Below are 20,080 nucleotides of genomic sequence, written 5' to 3' on the forward strand. Positions count from 1 at the left end.
AATGTCGACAGAAATTACATATGATGGCGTTGAACAGTTGCCAATGCGCAAGTTCACTGAAGACGCTTATCTAAATTACTCAATGTACGTAATCATGGATCGTGCTTTGCCATACATTGGTGATGGTTTAAAGCCGGTTCAGAGACGTATCATTTACGCAATGTCAGAGCTGGGTCTCTCAGCCTCTGCTAAGTACAAAAAGTCAGCCCGTACCGTTGGTGACGTGTTAGGTAAATATCACCCACATGGTGATTTAGCATGTTATGAAGCTATGGTTCTTATGGCTCAGCCATTCTCTTACCGCTACCCATTAGTGGATGGTCAAGGTAACTGGGGTGCGCCAGATGATCCTAAATCGTTCGCTGCGATGCGTTATACCGAAGCTAAACTATCTAAGTTTGCTGAGGTACTGCTAGGAGAACTAGGGCAGGGTACGGTTGAATGGCAGCCTAACTTTGACGGCACAATGAAAGAGCCGCAAATGTTACCAGCGCGTTTGCCTCACATTCTACTCAATGGCGTGACAGGTATTGCGGTTGGTATGGCAACGGATATTCCACCTCACAACGTACGTGAAGTGGCGGATGCAACGATCCATTTGATCGACAATCCAAAGTCAGAACTTGCCGATATCATGAACTTTGTTAAAGGTCCTGACTATCCGACTGAAGCAGAGATCATTTCTCCAAAGGCAGATCTAGATAAGATTTATCGTACTGGACGAGGCAGCATTAAGATGCGTGCGGTCTGGCACAAAGAGGGCAATGAGATTGTCATTACCTCTCTTCCTCACCAAGTGTCAGGTGCCAAGCTTCTAGAGCAAATCGCTGGCCAGATGCGTGCGAAAAAACTGCCGATGGTTGATGATCTTCGCGATGAATCTGATCATGAAAACCCGACACGAATTGTTATTGTACCGCGTTCCAACCGAGTGGATAGCGAACAGTTGATGAATCACTTGTTTGCATCGACGGATCTAGAAAAGAACTTCCGTGTTAACCTAAACATGATTGGTCTTGATAACCGTCCTCAGGTTAAAGGATTAGTTCAGATTCTCTCTGAGTGGATCGAGTTCCGCCGTACAACTGTTCGTCGCCGTCTACAGTATCGATTAGATAAAGTTCTTGCTCGACTACACATCTTAGAAGGTTTGTTGATTGCCTATCTAAACCTTGATGAAGTGATTGAGATTATCCGTACTGAAGATGATCCAAAAGCCGTGCTGATGGCACGTTTTGGCATCACTGATATTCAAGCCGATGCGATTCTAGATACCAAACTTCGTCACCTAGCCAAGCTAGAAGAAATGAAGATCCGTGGTGAACAAGAAGAGCTCGAAAAAGAGCGTGACAAGCTAGAGTTACTGCTAGGTTCTGAGCGTCGTCTTAACACGCTACTTAAGAAAGAGATTCAAGCTGACGCTGAAAAATACGGCGATGACCGTCGTTCACCTATGGTTGAACGCGCTGAAGCGAAAGCGTTGACTGAAAGAGATCTTGTGCCTAGTGAACTAATCACGGTTGTTCTTTCTGAAAAAGGCTGGATTCGTCACGCGAAAGGTCACGATGTTGATGCGGGCACACTGAACTACAAGTCTGGTGATAATTACCTTGCCCATGCGCGCGGTAAGAGTAACCAGCAAGCGGTATTCTTAGGCAGTGATGGACGTAGCTACTCACTAGAGTCACACTCGCTACCATCTGCACGAACTCAAGGTGAGCCAATTACAGGACGCTTGAACGTCAACGCAGGGACGAGTATTCGTCACGTTGTGATGGGTGAAGAAGATCAACTGTGGTTAGTTGGTTCGGATGCCGGATATGGCTTTGTGTGTAAAGGCAGTGACCTATTGTCGAAGAACCGCAGTGGTAAAGCATTAGTGAGCTTACCTCAAAACTCAGAGGTACTATTACCAAAAGCGATTGGAGATCTGGATAGTGATGAGATCTTAGCCATCACGAACCAAGGGCGCATGCTGCTGTTCCCGATCAAAGATCTTCCTCAGCTTGGCAAAGGTAAAGGTAACAAGATCATCAACATACCGGCGGCAAAAGCCAAAGATCGTGAAGAGTTTGTTTCTCACTTGATTGCTCTACCACAACAGAGCACCGTTACGCTTTATGCAGGTAAACGCAAGCTCGGTCTTCGCCCATCGGATCTTGAAAACTTCCGTGGTGAAAGAGGACGACGTGGTGGTTTACTACCTCGTGGGTTACAAAGAGTGACGCGGATTGAAATTGAAACCGCTGGCTCTAGCGACATAGAGCCTGATGTTCAAGAGTGATAAAAAACCCATGCATTGCATGGGTTTTTTGTTATCCAATTAGAATGACCATCAAGGTTATTCGCGGGTATCTTCTTTTATCGTCACTTTAAGTGTCTTCTCTTGCCCTTTATGCAGGATCAGCACATCAACGACAGTACCAGGACGAAGTTCGGTGACTATGTCCATGACGCTCTGGCGGCCATTAATTTTTTGTCCGTCAATCTTGAGAATGATGTCTTGTTCTTCAAAACCAGCTTCCGCTGCTGGGCCGTTAGGATCAACCCCAAGAACCACAATGCCACCGAGATGTTCGCTACCTAGCAGGCGAGAGGTCACCGAGTTAATATCTTGCCCATCAATGCCGATATAGCCGCGAATAACGCGACCGTCAGCAATAATTTTCTGCATTATTTTATTGGCGAGTGAAAAAGGAATCGCAAAAGAGATACCGTAGGTTTCCAACTCCGTTGCCTGCTGGAATGAAGCAGTATTGATACCGACCAATTCACCTTGAGTATTGACCAAGGCCCCCCCAGAGTTACCCTCGTTGATCGCGGCATCTGTTTGAATAAAGGCTTGATGTCCGTCGGCACTAATTGAAGAACGACCTGTCGCTGAAATAATGCCGAATGTGGTTGTTTGGCCGAGGTTATATGGATTTCCAATAGCTAAAACAACATCACCGACTTTTGGCGAGTAGTCTGGATTTAAAGGAATGACGGGTAGGTTTTCGCCTTCGACACGAAGTACGGCAATGTCTGTACGTCTGTCTTTACCAACCAGCTGTGCCGCGGCTATCCGACCGTCTTGTAAAGCCACAATGATTTGGTCTGCTTGAGCAACAACATGATAGTTAGTAATGATGTAGCCTTTTTCACTAACAATGACTCCCGATCCAAGTCCTTGTGTGAGTAATTTCGAACGGTCTTCTTCGGTGTACTTACGGCTATAGATATTGACCACGGCAGGAGCCGCTTTACGGACGGCTTGATTGAATGAAATCTGTACCTGAGTGCTATCAATATTGCTGGTTTGTACCGTCGCAGGGACAAGGTTGGAACGCAAGGATGGAACCGCGAGCAATAGCAGGACAGCGGTAGCGAGTCCCAAACCTACAGAACGCAATACGAATTGCAGCATGCTTTCCTCATCAATAGTCATAAAGTGTTTTAGTCGGTGAAGAATAGCATTAGATGAGAAAATAACAAAAGGACAGCGGGTTGAGCTGCTGTCCTTTCAAAGCGATATCGCGTTTTGAGTGAAATGTTATTTAACGAATAACAAGGTAAATGCTTCGTTCACCACGCTGAATGTTGAGTGCAAGAACACCTGACTGTTTCTCAACTATTTTTCTAAACTCGGCTAAGTTCTTCACTCTTTGACGGTTTACACCGATGATAATGTCATCCTTTTGCAGCTGATAAGCTTCCGCGTTGGAGCCTTTTTCGACGGTTGACACCTTAACACCCTGCACTTTATCACTGGCCGTTGTGTTGGTGAGCTCTGCCCCTGCCAAACCTTCATGAAGTTTGTCGGCTGTGGTTTTAACATTGGTTTGCGCACCAAGAGTGACATCAAAAGACTTCTGCTTACCATCTCTGACGACACCTAGCGTTACCTTTTTACCAGCACCCAGGGTGGCGACTTTAGCTCGAAGTTCACTAAATGAGTTAATTGCCTTGTCATTTACCGAAACGATCACATCGCCAGCCTCAATGCCGGCTTTATCGGCTGCACTGTCTGGTACCACTTGGCTAACAAACGCACCTTTACTTGATTCATAGCCTAAGGCTTCTGCAAGTTCAGAGGTAATCTCACCGCCTTGCACACCAAGCATACCGCGCTTCACTTCACCAAATTCTAAGATTTGGTCAGTGAGGTTATTCATCATATTGGAAGGAATCGCGAAACCTATCCCAACGTTACCACCATTTGGTCCAAGAATTGCGGTGTTGATACCAATCAACTCACCCTTCAGGTTGACCAAAGCACCACCTGAGTTACCACTATTGATCGCCGCATCGGTTTGGATAAAGTTTTCGAAGTTCTCAATGTTTAGACCACTGCGACCCAGAGCAGAGACAATACCAGACGTCACGGTTTGACCAAGACCAAATGGATTACCAATCGCAACAGTGAAATCGCCGACTCGCAACTTGTCTGAATCTGCAATCTTGATTTCGGTAAGATTTTTCGCTTTTTCGAGCTTTAACAGGGCAACATCAGACATCTGGTCACCACCGACCAACTCTGCGTCATATTCTCTGCCATCGTGAAGTTTGACGCGAATTTTTTCTGCACCATTAATCACGTGGTAGTTAGTCACTACATGACCTTGCTTGGCATCGATAATCACACCAGAACCTAAACCACGGAATGGCCTTTCTTGCAGTTGTTCAGTTGGAAAATCAGGACCGAAGAAAAAGCGAAACTGTTCAGGAATTTGTTGGCGAGACACTTGAGTGCCTTCAACTGAGATACTGACTACCGCGGGAGTGACTTTCTCAAGCATCGGAGCGAGGCTTGGCAGTTGTTCACCATCAACCGTAAACGGTAAAGCAGCAGTCGCTTGCATTGGCGTGATGATTGAACTTAGGCTTAGAGAGAGAACGGTTAAGGCAAGCAAAGGTTTTTTCATCGGATACTCCTATATAGTTAAGCCCCAAAAATTCAAACGTTTATACGTTGAAGAAGAATTAAAGGGGCACTTATCGGAATTTAAGACTCAAAAAACGATGTAAAGTTCATCACAAAAGAAAGATTGGGTTATGACGCTTTAGCGGAGACCACGTCTTGTGAGTCTAGAATTTCTTTTTTCTGGTCTTTTAGTAATCCAGTTGAACCTGCTGCGTAGTCTTTTGGAGCTTCGCTAAGAGGTTGAACCGTAGAATCAGAATCGAAAACGTGAGAATCGACCTCTGATTGTTGACTAATCTTCTTGATAAACGGATTGTCTTGTTCAGGAAGATTAGGCAGTAACTCCGCAGAGGTTTTAGCCATGTGTTGATAAAGCTTAGTGTACTCTTTACCTAGTGAGTCGAGCATTTCAGCAGACTGTGCAAAATGATCAGCAAGATCTTGTTTTTGTTGCTCTAATTCAAATTTGGCCTTATCCAAATCTTTCTGAACGTTCTTCTGCTTCTTATATCCGGGCGTCGTAAGACGTGAAATGACAGCGCCTAAAAGCATCCCAACAAGCAAGCCTACAAGGGCGTAAATCCAAGGCATAATTGCTCCTTATCATTGTTATTTAACATGTTTTTTACTGGTTAGTTACACATGTTCAAATCACATGGTACTATGAGTGCTTAAGCCAATAAAGAAAAATGCATGTGCTCTACATAGCAGTTTAACAGTCTTCTTCATTAGGTATCGAAGCGATGACGCCACTAGAAATCTATAATAAAGATATAAAAGAACACGGTTTTCAGAAAGATGCTGCTCAGTTACAAGCGGTAACCGCCTTAGATAAGCTCTATCATGAATTCATTGAGTACCTAGAAACCCCGATAGAAAAACCATCAGGGTGGAAAACTTGGTTCAGTAGTAAACAGCCTAAGCTTCCAGAATCGCCTAAAGGTCTTTATTTCTGGGGTGGGGTTGGGCGTGGTAAAACCTATCTAGTTGATACCTTTTTCGATGCACTTCCAACCGAAAAAAAAATGCGAGTTCACTTTCACCGTTTTATGTACCGCGTACATGATGAGTTGAACGCACTTGGGGATGTCAATGATCCACTTGAGTTGGTTGCTGATAAATTCAAGGCAGAAACCGAGATCATCTGTTTTGATGAGTTTTTTGTTTCAGATATTACCGATGCCATGATTTTGGGGACTCTGTTTCAGGCGCTGTTTAAGCGTGGTGTCATTCTGGTTGCGACATCAAACATTCCGCCACAAGACCTTTACCGAAACGGATTACAGAGAGCTCGATTTCTCCCTGCGATTGCACTGATTCAGGCCAATTGCGTAGTACTCAACGTAGATAGTGGTATTGATTATCGCTTGAGAACGCTAGAACAAGCAGAAATCTATCACTCCCCCCTTGATGAGCAAGCCAGTAAGAACCTTTGTCACTACTATGAACAACTGGTTGGTGAAGGTAAAAAGGGGGTGAGTGTCATAGACATAAACCACCGTCAGATTGAGGTGGTGCAAGCGTCGGAAGGTGTGCTTCACGCCACCTTTGCTCAGTTATGTAAATCTGCGCGTAGCCAGAATGACTATATAGAGCTATCGCGTATTTACCACACCGTGCTATTGGCTGATGTTCAGCAGATGAACGCGAGCATTGATGATGCAGCTCGCCGCTTTATCGCCTTAGTCGATGAGTTCTACGAGCGTAACGTTAAGCTTATCATCTCGGCTGAAGTAGAATTGGAGGCTCTTTATGCGGGTGGTTTACTTGAATTTGAGTTCAAACGTTGTCAGTCGAGATTGATTGAAATGCAAAGCCATGATTATTTGGCGAAAGAGCATTTAGCTTAGCGAGCTTGTGGTTAAAGGGTTGAGCTTGAAAAAAAATGAAATTTTTATCCAAAAAAAGGTGATTTTTTCAACTGACTTCTCTATAATCCTGCGACCCACCGTTACTGCAGACCTTGATTATCGAAGGTATTTCGACATAACGGGTCGAGAGTGCCAACCACTCGAAGGGGTGTTGACTGGACTCTTAGTCAGTGGGAGCAAGCTTGCTCCTTAAGTGTAAATTTAAATATTGAACGGGTTATTATTAGCATGAAAACTTTCGTTGCTAAACCAGAAACTGTAAAACGCGACTGGTACGTTGTAGACGCTGAAGGTAAAACTCTTGGTCGTCTAGCAAGTGAAATTGCATCTCGCCTACGTGGCAAACACAAAGCTGAATACACTCCACACGTTGACACTGGTGATTACATCATCGTTGTAAACGCGGAGAAAGTTACTGTAACTGGTAACAAGGCTAAAGGTAAGATTTACTACCGTCACTCTGAATTCCCAGGCGGCCTAAAATCAATCAGCTTCGAGAAGCTAATTGATCGTAAGCCAGAGATGGCTCTTGAGCTAGCGGTTAAAGGTATGCTACCACGTGGTCCTCTTGGCCGTGCTATGTACCGTAAGCTTAAAGTTTACGCTGGCGCTGAGCACAACCATGTTGCTCAACAACCACAAGTACTAGACATCTAATCGGGGATTTCGGAAATGGCAGAGAATCAATACTACGGCACTGGCCGTCGCAAAAGCTCAGCTGCGCGTGTTTTCATCAAACCAGGCAGCGGCAACATCGTAATCAACAAGCGTAGTCTTGATGAGTACTTCGGTCGTCCAACTTCTCGCATGGTTGTTAAACAACCTCTTGAGCTAGTTGAACTAACTGAGAAACTAGACCTATACGTTACTGTTAAAGGTGGCGGTATTTCTGGTCAAGCTGGTGCTATCCGTCACGGTATCACTCGCGCTCTAATGGAATACGATGAGTCTCTACGTCCTACTCTACGTGCAGCTGGTTACGTTACTCGTGACGCTCGTTGCGTTGAACGTAAGAAAGTTGGTCTACGTAAAGCACGTCGTCGTCCACAGTTCTCTAAGCGTTAATCTTTTTTCGAAAAGATTCGCTTCCAATGCTTGCATTGGATGTGGCACCAAAAAGCCTGGCATTATGTCAGGCTTTTTTGTTTTTCCGCTCCAAAAAAATCCTTTGTCACCCGTACTTACTGTTTGATTTGTCGTACTTACGCAGCTTTTGTGACGTCACTGGCGATTCGCCTCACAAATGTTACAAAAAGGTAGCTTTATCTTGTCAAAAAGTAGGGTTTTATTTATCATTTCCCATCAAATAAATACAACTAAATTCGTATTTTGTTAGCCATGCTCTTTAAGCGGAATAACAATAATCCACAAGGAGCAAATGGGAGAATGTTTGGATGAGCAATGCGCCTTTAAATAACGGTCGCAGACGTTTCTTAACTGCTACAACAGCTGTTGTTGGTGGTTTAGGAGCAGCTGCTGTCGCCGTTCCTTTTATTAAATCTTGGAACCCAAGTGAAAAAGCCAAAGCTGCGGGTGCCCCTGTTGAAGTTGATATCGGTAAACTTGAAGAAGGGCAGATGGTACGTGTCGAGTGGCGTGGTAAACCTGTATGGGTTGTACGTCGTGCACAAACCGTAGTCGATGGACTGAAAGCAATTGATGGTCAACTACGTGACCCTGCATCTGGAGAAGAACAGCAGCCAACTTATGCTCAAAACGCTTACCGCTCAATTAAGCCTGAGTATTTTGTCGCTGTTGGTATCTGTACGCACCTTGGTTGTTCTCCAACCTATTTACCTGACAGTTTTGCTGAACAAGTTCAGGGTGTTAAGTCTGGTTTCTTCTGTCCATGTCACGGCTCTAAGTTCGACATGGCTGGTCGTGTATTCCAAGGTGTACCAGCACCACTTAACCTAGTTGTTCCAAAACACATGTACCTAAGTGATACCAGAATCCTTATCGGTGTTGACGAAGAAGGGGAGGCATAATGCAAGCTCTACTTGATTGGGTAGAAAAACGCATACCCGCAATGAATGCGTACAAGAAGCACCTTTCTGAGTACCCGATGCCAAAGAACTTTAACTTTTGGTATCTATTTGGCTCGCTAGCGATGCTTGTATTGGTCAACCAAATCCTAACGGGTATTTGGTTAACAATGAACTACGTACCGTCTGGTGATGGCGCGTTTGCGTCAATCGAATACATCATGCGTGATGTTGAGTACGGTTGGTTGTTACGTTACATGCACTCAACGGGTGCTTCGGCATTCTTCGTTGTTGTTTACCTACACATGTTCCGTGGCTTAATCTACGGTTCTTACCAGAAGCCTCGTGAGCTACTATGGATCTTCGGTATGCTAATCTTCCTCGTGTTGATGGCAGAAGCATTCATGGGCTACCTACTACCATGGGGTCAGATGTCTTACTGGGGTGCACAGGTAATCATTTCTCTGTTTGGTGCCATTCCTGTTATCGGTGATGATCTAACACTTTGGATTCGTGGTGACTACGTAATCTCTGGTGCGACGCTTAACCGTTTCTTCGCTCTACACGTTATCGCACTACCAATCGTACTATTGCTGTTGATCGTTCTACACGTTCTAGCTCTGCACGAAGTGGGTTCAAACAACCCTGATGGTATTGAAACTAAGCTACCAAAAGGCACGATGGGCGACGATTACCAGACACAGTTTAAGTTCCACGACTACTACACTAAGAAGTACGATATCATCGACTCTATTCCTTTCCACCCATACGGTACGGTTAAGGATATGGTCGGTGTAGCAGGATTCTTGTTCCTATTCTGTTACGTGTTGTTCTTCAACCCAGAAATGGGCGGTTACTTCCTTGAGCCACCTAACTTTGAAGCAGCGAACCCACTGAAAACACCTGAGCACATTGCTCCTGTATGGTACTTCACTCCGTTCTACGCGATTCTGCGTGCGGTTCCAGACAAGCTATTAGGTGTTATTGCAATGGGTGCGTCGATTGCGGTTCTATTTGTACTACCTTGGCTAGACCGTTGTCGCGTGCGTTCTTACCGCTACCGCAGTAAGTTCCATTTATTCAACATCATCCAGTTCACGATCAGCTTTATCGCGTTGGGTATTCTTGGTGCGCTTCCAGCAACACCAACGTACACGCTACTAGCTCAGATCTTCAGCTTAGCTTACTTCATGTTCTTCGTACTGCTGTACTTCTACAGTAAGAACGAAGCGACTAAGCCACTACCAGAAAGGGTGACATTCAAATGAAAAAATGGATTGTAATTTTATTTGCAATGCTGCCTTCATTGGCAATGGCAGCGGGTGCGAACGTACCACTAGATAAAGCAAACAACGATCTGAGTGACCAAGCTTCATTGCAAAACGGTGCAAAGCTGTTTATGAACTACTGTTTTGGCTGTCACTCAGCTCAATACCAACGTTACGAGCGAGTTGGTCGTGACATCGGTATTCCTCTAGATTTGCTAAAAGACAATTTAATCTTCGACTCGGAAGCAAAAGTGGGTGACTTGATGGAGAACGCAATTCCAGATAAGTCAGCGGCGAAATGGTTCGGTGCTCCACCGCCAGATCTAACACTTGTTGCTCGTGTTCGTGGTACAGATTGGCTATACACTTACCTACGTGCTTTCTACGAGGATCCAAGCCGTCCGTTTGGCGTGAACAACATTGTTTTCCCAAGCGTTGGTATGCCTCACGTGCTTGAAGAGCTACAAGGTATTCCTAAGCCAGTGTATGAAACGCACGTAGTTGATGGTAAAGAAGTGACGAAAGTTGTTGGTGTAGAAGCTGATGGCAGCGGTGAGCTTAACCGTGAAGAGTACGACAATGCAGTTCGCGATTTGGTGAACTTCCTTGAGTACTCAGGTGACCCAGTGAAGCTTGAGCGTCACGCTCTTGGCTGGTGGGTTATGGGCTTCTTAATCATCTTTACAATCGTTGTTGTATTGCTGAAGAAAGAGTATTGGCGTGATGTGCACTAATTGTGCTACGATACTGTGCTAATTCCCAAATTTTTAACTTAACAATGGAGGCTTAGCCTCCATTGTTTTTATTTTGTAAGTGTGCTGGAGGGCTCCATGGCTGTAGCTGCCAATAAACGTTCTGTGATGACTCTATTTTCAAGTGCATCTGATATGTATAGCCATCAGGTTCGTATTGTTCTAGCAGAGAAAGGTGTAAGTGTAGAAGTAGAGCTTGTTGATGAAGCAAATCTACCTGCTGAACTTATCGAACTTAATCCATATAAGACAGTACCAACACTTGTTGACCGTGAACTAGCGCTTTACGACTCAAAGATCATCATGGAATACTTAGATGAGCGTTTCCCTCATCCACCATTGATGCCTGTATACCCAGTAGCTCGTGGTAACAGCCGTCTAATGATCTTCCGTATCGAGAAAAACTGGTACACGCTTGCTGAAAAGATTGTAAAAGGCACTGCTGATGAAGCAGAAGCTGCCCGCAACAAACTGCGCAACGACCTGCTAACTCTAGGCCCTGTTTTCGCTGAGTATGAGTACTTCATGAGCGAAGAATTCAGCCTAATCGACTGCTACCTAGCACCATTGCTATGGCGTCTGCCTCAACTTGGTATTGAACTAGTTGGTCCAGGTTCGAAAGAGCTTAAAGTTTACATGAATCGTGTATTTGAGCGTGATTCATTCCTAGCTTCTCTAACGGAAGCTGAACGTGAAATGCGTCTAACTCGTTAATTGGCGAGAAGATGGATATTGTCAATATGACACCACGCCGACCATATATGCTTCGTGCGTTTTATGATTGGTTGGTGGATAACGATTTAACGCCGCATGTCGTAGTGGCAGCCGAATTGCCTGGTGTCCGAGTGCCGATGGAGTTTGTTCAAGATGGACAAATCATCCTAAATATTGCTCCTAGAGCGGTGGGTAACTTGGAACTAGGAAACGAAGCGATCACCTTTAATGCTCGTTTTAGTGGTCGTCCTCATTCTGTTATCGTCCCTTTGTATGCTGTTCAAGCTATTTATGCCCGTGAAAATGGCGCAGGTACCATGTTTGAACCCGAAGAAGCTTACATGGGCGAATATGAAGAAGAAGGGATTTATGAGGAACAAGATGAAGAGAACTCTTTGTCTGTTGCTGACGAGAGTGCGGAACGAGAGTCCCTCAACTCTGATGATGAGCCTCCAAGACCGACCAAAGGGCGTCCAAGCCTAAGAGTAGTCAAATAAAAAAGCAGCGCTAATGCGCTGCTTTTTTTATCTCAATTTGTTGTGCTTAGCCCTGTTGGTGAAAGGCACGTACCACCTGTTTTACACCAGATATGTTGCGCGCTAACTCGGTTGCAATGTCAGCATGTTGTTGAGAAACATAACCGAGTAAGAATACTTCTTTGTCTTCGGTGATCACTTTAATTTTTACGCCGTTAAGCTCCGAGTTCGCCAGTAAAGCGGATTTCACTTTCGTCGTTATCCAACTATCGTGGCTAATCTCGCCCACAGACAACGGTGCTTTAACACGCAGTTGATTGTGAATGTTTTTAACGCCTTTGATTTTACGTGCTTGCGATTCAAACTCTTGCTTGAGTTGATCGCTGTTTGCCTGTCCCATCAAAACTACGGTGCCGTTGTATGAACTGGCAGTAATACGGGCATTGCCTCTGAATGGGGGCTTGTTACCAATACCCGCGACTTCAAACTCAATATTATTATCGTTCCAGATCTCTTGCGTTGTTCGAGGGTCAATAACGATTGCGGCTGTCGTTGCTGCGCCAGCAACAAATAGACCAGCGCATCCGGTGAGATTGAGTAGCAATAGAGATAACAGTAGAGGTTTAAACCAATTCATCATTTAGTCTTCGTGTGCAGGAAACAATACTTGGTCGATAAGATCGCATAAGCAGTGTAGCGTCACCATATGAACTTCGTGAATTCTTGCTGTTCTGTGAGATGGGATCCGAATCTCCACATCGTTCTCACCCAATAACCCTGCCATTTCACCGCCATCTTTGCCTGTTAAGGCGATGATAGTCATGTCTCTTGTCACCGCAGCTTCCATCGCCTTGATGATATTTTTGCTATTCCCGCTGGTGGAAATAGCCAGCAGAATGTCACCAGTCTGACCAAAGGCGCGAACTTGCTTAGAGAAAATCTCTTCGTAGTGATAGTCGTTTGCGACTGCGGTAAGAGTCGTGTTATCGGCGGTTAAGGCCATTGCAGGTAGGCTAGGGCGCTCAGTTTCAAAACGGTTTAAAAGGCAAGAAACAAACTGTTGTGCGTTCGAGGATGAGCCACCGTTGCCACAACACAGGATCTTGTTGCCATTAAGAAGACTAGCAACCATAGCTTGTGCGGCATGTGTAATGGCATCAGGCAATGCTTCTGCTGCGGCAATTTGAATTTGAATACTTTCAGTAAAACTGTCTTTAATGCTGTCTAGCATCGATTATCCTTGAGTTATTACGTTTTTGAGCCATTCGATTTGGTGGCCATGGTTATGAATCGCCACCAAGTCAAAGCGAAAATCTGTCGAGTAAACGGATAAGCCGTTCTTCATTAGCCATACATTTGCGGTTTTTATTAGCTTGCGTATTTTGCTAGACGTGACGGTCTCCGCAGCATGTCCGAACGATTGGCTTTTACGATAGCGTACCTCAACGAAGACGATAGTTGTACCATCGCGCATAATGAGGTCTATCTCGCCAGCTTTGGCTAGGAAGTTTCGCTCAATTAATGAGAGGCCGCAACCAGTAAGATACTTTTGTGCTGCGGCTTCGTAGTGTTGTCCGTGCTCTCTTTTATTGGTTGGCACTATGCTCCGCCCAACTGATCTCGCGCTGTACGACGCAATTATCGTCGATACTTAGCAAGCCAGTATTTCCCTCGATAGAGTAGCCTTGAACGACTTTCATTTGAGGGAGATGTTCCATCAAACGGTAAGCATCCATACCTAGGGCTTGCAGGCGCTTCTCTGCGTTAGAATCTTTCGGCCACAATTTATCCATTTGAGCTTTCAGGCTTGCATCTGGTTGAATTAATAGTGGAATATCACTGTACATCACACCGGTTAGATCTTCGTACTGCTGACGGCCACTATTGCTGCGTGAGTTAGAATAGAGCTTCGGTGGGATCGTATCTGGGTTAATCGCTACTTCAATAAATGGTTTGATTAATGTTAACTCAGCACTGCTTGCAACGATGTAGACTGCATCGACATCGCGGCGACTGCGTGGTTGGCTTTCCAGCGGGATACTAAGTAAAGATTCCATCTGAGCAATGTGCTGCTGGCTATCTTGCAAACCGAATACTTTATTGATGTCACGTTGTAGTTGGCGTTTATCACCAAAGAGGTTTACCGCCACCTTGTTATCACTGTATTTGCTCCACTCTTGCTTAAACGCATCCACGACACGTGAGCCTAAACGTCCATTAGGAGCAAGGATGAGCGGGTATTGGTAGCCTTGTTTAGCTAAATGTTTTGCAGCTTGAGCAACTTCTTGCTCAGGCGAAAGGGCGAGGTAGCAAGTGTTGTTTCCCGCTTCAACATTATCAGGGATGTTAAGCGCAAGCATCGGTAAACTTGAAGTAAAGCTTGCTTGAGCTTGTTGCAGTTTCTCAATGTTCTCTTTAAGTAACGGACCTACAACTGAATCAATTTGCTTTTCAACTAAGGTCGACTCTAATTCAGCTACGCTTGTTGCATTGGTATCGATCACGGTGAGCGTTGCGTTAGGATCTCGTTCCTTATCATTCATCATCTCTAGGATGAAGCCGTCACGAATTAGCTTAGCTTGTTGAGCAAACTTGCCACTAAGTGGTAGCAGTAGCGCTGTGTTGACGGGTTTAATGAGTTCAAGAGACAAAATTTCATTAATTGCCTGCGGAGTGTATAGCGATGCAGGGTGAGTTGGATTAGCCGCTAACCACTGTTCTAAGCTGCTTTTCAACTGCGGTAGGTTGCTCGCATAGTTCTTGGTGAAGCCAGTCACTTCAAGCCAGCCAGCGATAACAGGGTCAGTCTCTTGTTGCTTGAAGGTGTCAAGTTGAGTTCCGGTGTATTGGCCTAAATTGTTCCAGATACTTTGTGCCACAAAAGCTTGCTCACTTTCAGGTAAGTAACCGCTGCTTAACGATAGTTCACGAGTGGCATTGAAAAAATCACCTTGTTTTGTGAATAGGGAGGCGCGAAGTTGGTGGTAGCTTAGCCACTGCTCATCGGCAAGTTGCCACGATGGTCTGAAATTAAGTTGTGAGAGCGCTTCTTGGGGCTGATTTTGAGCAACAAGTAGTTCTGCACGAGCGAGTTGCCATTCGGCTTGCTGCATATCGGTTAAGGATTGACGAGCTAAACGCTTCATCAATAGCTCTGCTTGAGTTGCGTCTCCAGCATCGATAGAGGCTTTCAGTGCCATGATTAGCCAATCATTTTGTAGGCTTCCTTGGCTGCTATCAGCACGCATCAGATAGGTCTGGATTGGCTGATTTGGGTCGAGGGTAATATCGACACTTGTTGGCGCCTTTGGAGCAGAAGAACACGCTGCCAATGTGACAGCAAGTGCTACAGGAGTCAGTAAGCGTGTTACACTGAGACGCTTGTGGTTTTTCATGGCCATGAGCTCTTTGTTAATTCCGTATAAAATTGTGTCTATATTAATCGTTGAAGTGATGGTAAACAAATGACAGATAACAAAACCTTACTAACTGAGGTTCCTACCCTTTATATCGTACCTACACCCATTGGCAATCTGGGCGATATTACTCAGCGAGCGATTGAAGTGCTATCTAATGTCGATCTTATTGCCGCAGAAGATACACGTCATACCGGTAAGTTGCTTTCTCACTTCAATATTCAAACTAAAACTTATGCTCTCCATGATCATAACGAACAGCAAAAAGCGCAAGTCTTAGTCGACAAATTGTTAGCTGGGCACTCAATTGCACTCGTTTCTGATGCCGGCACCCCATTAATTAGTGATCCAGGATACCATCTTGTCACGCAATGTCGTCAGGCGGGCGTTAAAGTTGTCCCACTGCCAGGGGCTTGCGCAGTGATTACCGCGCTCAGCGCATCGGGGTTACCTTCTGACAGATTCAGCTTTGAAGGGTTCTTACCTGCGAAAAGCAAGGGACGAAAAGATAAGTTCCTAGAAATCGCCAAAGTAGAACGTACATGTGTATTCTACGAATCCCCTCACCGCATCCTAGATTCACTTGCGGATATGCTAGACATTTTGGGGCCTGAGCGAGAAGTTGTTCTTGCCCGTGAACTGACCAAAACCTTTGAGACTATTCAAGGCATGCCACTGGGTGAATTGGTGGAATGGGTTAAAGCTGATGAGAATCAGCAGCGTGGTGAAATGGCGCTGTTGATTCATGGTTACCGTTCGAGTGAAGAAGAGACTTTGCCAGAGGAAGCGACTCGCACACTGGCGATTTTGACCAAAGAGTTACCCCTTAAAAAAGCCGCCGCATTGGCCGCAGAAATATACAACCTGAAGAAAAATGCGCTGTATAAGTGGGGGTTGGAGAACTTGAGTTAAGAGTTGAGACATTGGAGTCGAGAATCAAGAAGAAGCCGCTTTAGCTCTAGCTTTCCATTGCTCGACTCTCGAAGGGCAGCGTTCTTGCCTCGCGAAGCAACGTATTCTGTCTGTTCCTTGACCACTTAACGCCTCGTTTGCATCATATTTGTGATCTCGCTAGACACTTAGTGGATTAGTCTATACAATCCGCCCTCGGAGCTGACTGGGTAGTCGCTGCTTTGTTGATGTCCTTCGGGAGACTGACAGAGGGGAGGAAAGTCCGGGCTTCATAGAGCAAGGTGCCAGGTAACGCCTGGGGGGCGCAAGCCTACGACAAGTGCAGCAGAGAGAAGACCGCCGATGGCCCTAGGGCACAGGTAAGGGTGAAAGGGTGCGGTAAGAGCGCACCGGACGACTAGTAATAGTTCGTAGCAGGGTAAACTCCACCTGAAGCAAGACCAAATAGGCCTCCACATTGCGTTGCTCGCGTAAGGAGGCGGGTAGGTTGCTCGAGCCAGTGAGCGATTGCTGGCCTAGACGAATGGCTACCGCCGCGCAAGCGGAACAGAACCCGGCTTATGTGTCGGCTCCACCTATTCGAGACCCATCGTAACTTTGTTGTTATGATGGGTTTTTTGCTTTTAATTGACCAAATTTATTTCCGAACCATTAAACTTGGCGCTAAATCACGAGTTCTCATGTGCTAATAGTGGCGATACGCCGCTAAATCAGTACACTGGAGAATCTGAATCCGTCAATGCGACAGCCACATGAGATAACTATGACCGAAGCATTTAAACACATATCCGTACTCCTGCATGAATCGATTGATGGCTTAGCAATAAAGCCTGACGGTATCTATATCGATGGTACATTCGGTCGTGGCGGTCATAGCCGTACGATATTGTCTAAGTTGGGCGAAAATGGTCGCCTTTACAGTATCGACCGTGACCCACAAGCTATCGCTGAAGCAAACAAAATTGACGATCCTCGTTTTACCATTATTCATGGTCCTTTCTCTGGTATGGCGGACTATGCCGAAGAGTATGGATTGGTTGGTAAAGTGGATGGTGTTCTGCTGGATCTGGGTGTTTCTTCTCCTCAACTTGATGACGCTGAGCGTGGTTTCAGCTTTATGAAAGATGGTCCGCTGGATATGCGAATGGATCCAACGTCTGGTATCCCGGTTTCACAATGGCTGCTGGAAGCTGACTTGGATGATATTACTTGGGTTATCCGCGAGTTCGGTGAAGATAAGCATGCGCGTCGCATTGCTAAAGCGATCGTTGCTTACCGTGAGAACGAAGAGAACGAGCCTCTGACGCGCACCAGTCAGCTAGCCAAATTGATTTCAGACGCAGCACCAAAAAGTTTCAAAGAGAAAAAGCATCCCGCCACACGTGCTTTCCAAGCCTTCCGTATTTACATCAACAGTGAGTTAGAAGAAATCGATACGGCGCTAAAAGGTGCAGCGAAGATTCTTGCGCCACAAGGTCGCCTATCAGTGATTAGCTTCCACTCTCTGGAAGACCGCATGGTAAAACGCTTTATTCGTAAAGAGAGTAAAGGACCAGAAGTGCCTCACGGTATTCCAATGACTGAAGAGCAGATCAAAGCTTTAGGCAGTGCGAACTTAAAAGCGGTTGGTAAGGCAATCAAGCCGTCAAAACAAGAAGTTGAACACAATGCACGTTCACGCAGTTCAGTGCTACGTATTGCAGAAAAGCTATAACAAACAATGAGTAAGTCAACGCCCAATCTCGCTAAGCTGATTGCACTCGATCTGTTGAGTGTTGGTCGTGTACCGCTAATCTTCCTCTTGATGATTTTTGCTAGTGCGATGGGGGTGGTATTTACGACTCACCACACACGCCAAGCCATTACCGAAAAAGATCAGGCCTTAGTTGAACGTGAGAGGCTTGATAATGAATGGCGTAATTTGTTACTTGAAGAAACTGCATTAGCCGAGCACAGCCGCGTACAAGCCGTGGCAAAACAAGAGCTGGAAATGAAGCGTCCAGATTCCGATAAAGAAGTCATTATTAACCTCCCATGAGCAAGAAAGAAAAACACGCTGAGCCTAAAGCCGAGCCGCAGCCAACTCATCTTATCCGTTGGCGATTCTATGTAGTGCTATTTTTTGTTTTTTGTGCCTTTGCAGCACTTGCTGGTCGTATCGCTTATATCCAAATTATTGAACCTGATAACTTGATCAAGCAGGGGGATTTACGTTCGGTTCGAGCCAAAACGCTGCATTCAGCTCGCGGCATCATTTCTGATCGCAATGGTGAACCTTTAGCGGTAAGTGTTCCTGTTGAGGCGGTTTGGGCTGATCCAGTGGCCATTTTCAAAGCCGGTGGTCTAGATGATATAAACCGTTGGTATGCACTCGCTGACGTGTTAGGCGTTAAGCGTCAAAGCCTGATCGATAAGATTAATGACAACAAAGACCGTCGCTTTATCTATCTTCAGCGTCAGGTTAGTCCTGCAATGGCGCACTACATTCGCGAATTGAAACTTTCAGGCATCGGACTAAAGGCTGAGTCAAGACGTTACTATCCAGCAGGTGAGGTAAGTGCCCACTTAGTGGGGGTGACTGGGATTGATGGTCATGGTCTTGAAGGTGTTGAGCGCAGCTATGACAAATGGCTGACTGGTGAAGCCGGCAAACGGATTATTCGTAAAGACCGTTATGGACGCGTGGTAGAAAACATCTCTTTGGAAGAACGTGAAGAAGGCAAGCCGTTAGAGCTGACGATTGATCAACGTATTCAAGCGATCGCGTTCCGAGCCATTAAGCAGGCAGTTGCTGACTATCGTGCAACCTCGGGTTCTGCCGTTATCCTTGATGTGAAAACGGGAGCCGTCTTGGCGATGGTGAATGCACCTTCTTACAACCCGAATAACCGCAGTGATTGGCAAAGTTACAAAATGCGTAACCGTGTGATTACTGACTCATTGGAACCTGGCTCAACCATTAAGCCTTTTGTTGTTTTGGCCGCATTAGAAAATGGGGTGGCAGACAAAGATACGATCGTTGATACGGGTAACGGTATTCTTCAACTCGGTGGTAGCCGCGTTCGTGATGCGCCAAAAGTCGGCAAAGCGAGCCTAACTACCATTCTAAAGAAATCGAGTAACATCGGTGTGACCAAGCTGGCGATGCAAATGCCGGTTGAAGCTTTACTTGGATTGTACAGTTCTGTTGGTCTTGGCGAGTTGTCAGGTTTGAACTTGGTTGGTGAAGTAGTTGGTATTTTCCCGAGCCGCTCGCGTTGGTCTCCAATTGAGCGCGCAACCATCTCGTTTGGTTATGGTTTGTCAGTTACGCCAATCCAGTTAGCGCATGCCTATGCGACGTTGGGTAACTTGGGTAAATATGAGCCGATTCATATCATCGAAAGTAACGACAATGATATGGCACGCCAAGTCGTGAGCAAAGAGAATGCTCGTCTCGTCTTAGACATGCTTGAAACGGTAACGCAAAAAGGTGGCTCTGCTCGTCGTGCTGCGGTTCCTGGTTACCGAGTCGGTGCCAAAACAGGTACTGCGCGTAAGGCAAGTGCAGGTGGCTATAGTGATGAGTACATCAACTATACAGCAGGTGTTGCGCCAGTAAGTGACCCACGTTTAGCGCTTGTGGTTGTGGTTAATGAACCACAAGGTGACGACTACTACGGTGGTTCGGTAGCCTCGCCAGTTTTCTCTGAAATCATGAAAGGCGCACTGCAAATTCTGAACGTTGCCCCTGACGAAAATAAATTCCAACAGTAGGCTTATAAGCGTACTGAGAAACAAAAT

Annotated in this window: 20 protein-coding genes and 1 other RNA gene; 14 read left to right on the top strand and 7 right to left on the bottom strand. The window is 45.7% G+C overall.

The window, feature by feature from the left end; translation table 11 throughout:
- The first annotated feature begins 1 nt into the window (after nucleotide 1).
- Nucleotides 2-2,284 carry a DNA topoisomerase IV subunit A gene (parC, locus tag ACQEXT_RS04080; protein ID WP_426950740.1) on the top strand — a complete coding sequence of 761 codons (2,283 nt, stop codon included), beginning with the start codon at nucleotides 2-4 and terminating at the stop codon, nucleotides 2,282-2,284.
- Between the two features lie 57 nt (nucleotides 2,285-2,341).
- Here the strand turns inward: parC and degS are convergent, their stop codons facing one another.
- From degS to zapG, 3 genes are all read right to left on the bottom strand, one after another.
- The gene (gene degS / locus ACQEXT_RS04085; RefSeq protein WP_426950741.1) at nucleotides 2,342-3,406 is read right to left on the bottom strand and encodes an outer membrane-stress sensor serine endopeptidase DegS; all 1,065 of its coding nucleotides are present in this window, start codon (nucleotides 3,404-3,406) and stop codon (nucleotides 2,342-2,344) included.
- 130 nt (nucleotides 3,407-3,536) lie between these two features.
- Entirely contained in the window at nucleotides 3,537-4,904 is a 1,368-nt protein-coding gene (locus ACQEXT_RS04090; RefSeq protein ID WP_426950742.1) for a DegQ family serine endoprotease, read from the bottom strand.
- Nucleotides 4,905-5,032: 128 nt separating this feature from the next.
- Nucleotides 5,033-5,494 (bottom strand): Z-ring associated protein ZapG, encoded by a 462-nt coding sequence (zapG, locus tag ACQEXT_RS04095; RefSeq protein ID WP_138972534.1) that lies wholly within the window; start codon nucleotides 5,492-5,494, stop codon nucleotides 5,033-5,035.
- Between the two features lie 152 nt (nucleotides 5,495-5,646).
- Between zapG and zapE the strand changes: the two genes are divergently transcribed.
- The 8 genes from zapE to sspB all read left to right on the top strand — a co-directional run bounded on the left by zapE (nucleotide 5,647) and on the right by sspB (nucleotide 11,990).
- Nucleotides 5,647-6,753, top strand: coding sequence for a cell division protein ZapE (gene zapE, locus ACQEXT_RS04100; RefSeq protein WP_426950743.1), 1,107 nt, complete (start codon nucleotides 5,647-5,649; stop codon nucleotides 6,751-6,753).
- A 249-nt stretch (nucleotides 6,754-7,002) separates the two neighbouring features.
- Nucleotides 7,003-7,431: a 50S ribosomal protein L13 gene (gene rplM, locus ACQEXT_RS04105; RefSeq protein WP_138972532.1), complete on the top strand. Its 429-nt coding sequence runs from the start codon at nucleotides 7,003-7,005 to the stop codon at nucleotides 7,429-7,431.
- A gap of 15 nt (nucleotides 7,432-7,446) precedes the next feature.
- On the top strand, nucleotides 7,447-7,839 hold the full coding sequence (gene rpsI / locus ACQEXT_RS04110) for a 30S ribosomal protein S9 (protein ID WP_005436094.1): 393 nt from the start codon (nucleotides 7,447-7,449) through the stop codon (nucleotides 7,837-7,839).
- 329 nt (nucleotides 7,840-8,168) lie between these two features.
- A complete protein-coding gene (petA, locus tag ACQEXT_RS04115) occupies nucleotides 8,169-8,762 on the top strand; it encodes a ubiquinol-cytochrome c reductase iron-sulfur subunit (RefSeq protein WP_138972531.1) in 594 nt (197 codons plus the stop codon).
- A complete protein-coding gene (locus ACQEXT_RS04120) occupies nucleotides 8,762-10,027 on the top strand; it encodes a cytochrome b (protein ID WP_006877361.1) in 1,266 nt (421 codons plus the stop codon). Before petA ends, ACQEXT_RS04120 begins: the two co-directional genes overlap by 1 nt.
- Complete coding sequence (locus ACQEXT_RS04125) at nucleotides 10,024-10,761, top strand: cytochrome c1 (RefSeq protein WP_138972530.1); 738 nt, start codon at nucleotides 10,024-10,026, stop codon at nucleotides 10,759-10,761. Before ACQEXT_RS04120 ends, ACQEXT_RS04125 begins: the two co-directional genes overlap by 4 nt.
- 96 nt (nucleotides 10,762-10,857) lie before the next feature.
- Nucleotides 10,858-11,493, top strand: a complete 636-nt coding sequence (gene sspA, locus ACQEXT_RS04130; protein ID WP_138972529.1) for a stringent starvation protein SspA — start codon at nucleotides 10,858-10,860, stop codon at nucleotides 11,491-11,493.
- A gap of 11 nt (nucleotides 11,494-11,504) precedes the next feature.
- A complete protein-coding gene (gene sspB, locus ACQEXT_RS04135) occupies nucleotides 11,505-11,990 on the top strand; it encodes a ClpXP protease specificity-enhancing factor (RefSeq protein ID WP_138972528.1) in 486 nt (161 codons plus the stop codon).
- Nucleotides 11,991-12,036: 46 nt separating this feature from the next.
- Here sspB and ACQEXT_RS04140 read toward each other — a convergent pair whose 3' ends face one another.
- The 4 genes from ACQEXT_RS04140 to ACQEXT_RS04155 are packed head-to-tail and all read right to left on the bottom strand — an operon-like array spanning nucleotide 12,037 to nucleotide 15,370.
- The gene (locus tag ACQEXT_RS04140) at nucleotides 12,037-12,606 is read right to left on the bottom strand and encodes a BON domain-containing protein (protein ID WP_331416246.1); all 570 of its coding nucleotides are present in this window, start codon (nucleotides 12,604-12,606) and stop codon (nucleotides 12,037-12,039) included.
- A gap of 3 nt (nucleotides 12,607-12,609) precedes the next feature.
- Nucleotides 12,610-13,200, bottom strand: coding sequence for a phosphoheptose isomerase (locus ACQEXT_RS04145; protein ID WP_138972527.1), 591 nt, complete (start codon nucleotides 13,198-13,200; stop codon nucleotides 12,610-12,612).
- Between the two features lie 3 nt (nucleotides 13,201-13,203).
- On the bottom strand, nucleotides 13,204-13,569 hold the full coding sequence (locus tag ACQEXT_RS04150) for a YraN family protein (protein ID WP_426950745.1): 366 nt from the start codon (nucleotides 13,567-13,569) through the stop codon (nucleotides 13,204-13,206).
- Entirely contained in the window at nucleotides 13,556-15,370 is a 1,815-nt protein-coding gene (locus ACQEXT_RS04155) for a penicillin-binding protein activator (RefSeq protein ID WP_426950746.1), read from the bottom strand. Before ACQEXT_RS04155 ends, ACQEXT_RS04150 begins: the two co-directional genes overlap by 14 nt.
- A 63-nt stretch (nucleotides 15,371-15,433) precedes the next feature.
- Here ACQEXT_RS04155 and rsmI point away from each other — a divergent pair, with 63 nt between their 5' ends.
- From rsmI to ACQEXT_RS04180, 5 genes are all read left to right on the top strand, one after another.
- Nucleotides 15,434-16,297 (top strand): 16S rRNA (cytidine(1402)-2'-O)-methyltransferase, encoded by an 864-nt coding sequence (rsmI, locus tag ACQEXT_RS04160; RefSeq protein WP_138972524.1) that lies wholly within the window; start codon nucleotides 15,434-15,436, stop codon nucleotides 16,295-16,297.
- Between the two features lie 197 nt (nucleotides 16,298-16,494).
- Nucleotides 16,495-16,874: RNase P RNA component class A (rnpB, locus tag ACQEXT_RS04165), an RNA gene on the top strand.
- A gap of 186 nt (nucleotides 16,875-17,060) precedes the next feature.
- Entirely contained in the window at nucleotides 17,061-18,011 is a 951-nt protein-coding gene (gene rsmH / locus ACQEXT_RS04170) for a 16S rRNA (cytosine(1402)-N(4))-methyltransferase RsmH (RefSeq protein ID WP_138972523.1), read from the top strand.
- Nucleotides 18,012-18,017: 6 nt separating this feature from the next.
- Entirely contained in the window at nucleotides 18,018-18,335 is a 318-nt protein-coding gene (gene ftsL / locus ACQEXT_RS04175; protein ID WP_138972522.1) for a cell division protein FtsL, read from the top strand.
- Nucleotides 18,332-20,053, top strand: a complete 1,722-nt coding sequence (locus ACQEXT_RS04180) for a penicillin-binding transpeptidase domain-containing protein (protein ID WP_426950748.1) — start codon at nucleotides 18,332-18,334, stop codon at nucleotides 20,051-20,053. Before ftsL ends, ACQEXT_RS04180 begins: the two co-directional genes overlap by 4 nt.
- The last annotated feature ends 27 nt before the right edge of the window (nucleotides 20,054-20,080 follow it).

It is taken from the genome of Vibrio sp. TRT 29B02 (genome assembly GCF_050113655.1).
Lineage (GTDB): Bacteria > Pseudomonadota > Gammaproteobacteria > Enterobacterales > Vibrionaceae > Vibrio.

What these genes read in the sequence shown, in the direction of transcription:
- parC (WP_426950740.1), top strand. Translation starts at nt 2, where the DNA reads ATGTCGACAGAAATTACATATGATGGCGTTGAACAGTTGCCAATGCGC.
- degS (WP_426950741.1), bottom strand. Translation starts at nt 3,406, where the DNA reads ATGCTGCAATTCGTATTGCGTTCTGTAGGTTTGGGACTCGCTACCGCT.
- ACQEXT_RS04090 (WP_426950742.1), bottom strand. Translation starts at nt 4,904, where the DNA reads ATGAAAAAACCTTTGCTTGCCTTAACCGTTCTCTCTCTAAGCCTAAGT.
- zapG (WP_138972534.1), bottom strand. Translation starts at nt 5,494, where the DNA reads ATGCCTTGGATTTACGCCCTTGTAGGCTTGCTTGTTGGGATGCTTTTA.
- zapE (WP_426950743.1), top strand. Translation starts at nt 5,647, where the DNA reads ATGACGCCACTAGAAATCTATAATAAAGATATAAAAGAACACGGTTTT.
- rplM (WP_138972532.1), top strand. Translation starts at nt 7,003, where the DNA reads ATGAAAACTTTCGTTGCTAAACCAGAAACTGTAAAACGCGACTGGTAC.
- rpsI (WP_005436094.1), top strand. Translation starts at nt 7,447, where the DNA reads ATGGCAGAGAATCAATACTACGGCACTGGCCGTCGCAAAAGCTCAGCT.
- petA (WP_138972531.1), top strand. Translation starts at nt 8,169, where the DNA reads ATGAGCAATGCGCCTTTAAATAACGGTCGCAGACGTTTCTTAACTGCT.
- ACQEXT_RS04120 (WP_006877361.1), top strand. Translation starts at nt 8,762, where the DNA reads ATGCAAGCTCTACTTGATTGGGTAGAAAAACGCATACCCGCAATGAAT.
- ACQEXT_RS04125 (WP_138972530.1), top strand. Translation starts at nt 10,024, where the DNA reads ATGAAAAAATGGATTGTAATTTTATTTGCAATGCTGCCTTCATTGGCA.
- sspA (WP_138972529.1), top strand. Translation starts at nt 10,858, where the DNA reads ATGGCTGTAGCTGCCAATAAACGTTCTGTGATGACTCTATTTTCAAGT.
- sspB (WP_138972528.1), top strand. Translation starts at nt 11,505, where the DNA reads ATGGATATTGTCAATATGACACCACGCCGACCATATATGCTTCGTGCG.
- ACQEXT_RS04140 (WP_331416246.1), bottom strand. Translation starts at nt 12,606, where the DNA reads ATGAATTGGTTTAAACCTCTACTGTTATCTCTATTGCTACTCAATCTC.
- ACQEXT_RS04145 (WP_138972527.1), bottom strand. Translation starts at nt 13,200, where the DNA reads ATGCTAGACAGCATTAAAGACAGTTTTACTGAAAGTATTCAAATTCAA.
- ACQEXT_RS04155 (WP_426950746.1), bottom strand. Translation starts at nt 15,370, where the DNA reads ATGGCCATGAAAAACCACAAGCGTCTCAGTGTAACACGCTTACTGACT.
- rsmI (WP_138972524.1), top strand. Translation starts at nt 15,434, where the DNA reads ATGACAGATAACAAAACCTTACTAACTGAGGTTCCTACCCTTTATATC.
- rsmH (WP_138972523.1), top strand. Translation starts at nt 17,061, where the DNA reads ATGACCGAAGCATTTAAACACATATCCGTACTCCTGCATGAATCGATT.
- ftsL (WP_138972522.1), top strand. Translation starts at nt 18,018, where the DNA reads ATGAGTAAGTCAACGCCCAATCTCGCTAAGCTGATTGCACTCGATCTG.
- ACQEXT_RS04180 (WP_426950748.1), top strand. Translation starts at nt 18,332, where the DNA reads ATGAGCAAGAAAGAAAAACACGCTGAGCCTAAAGCCGAGCCGCAGCCA.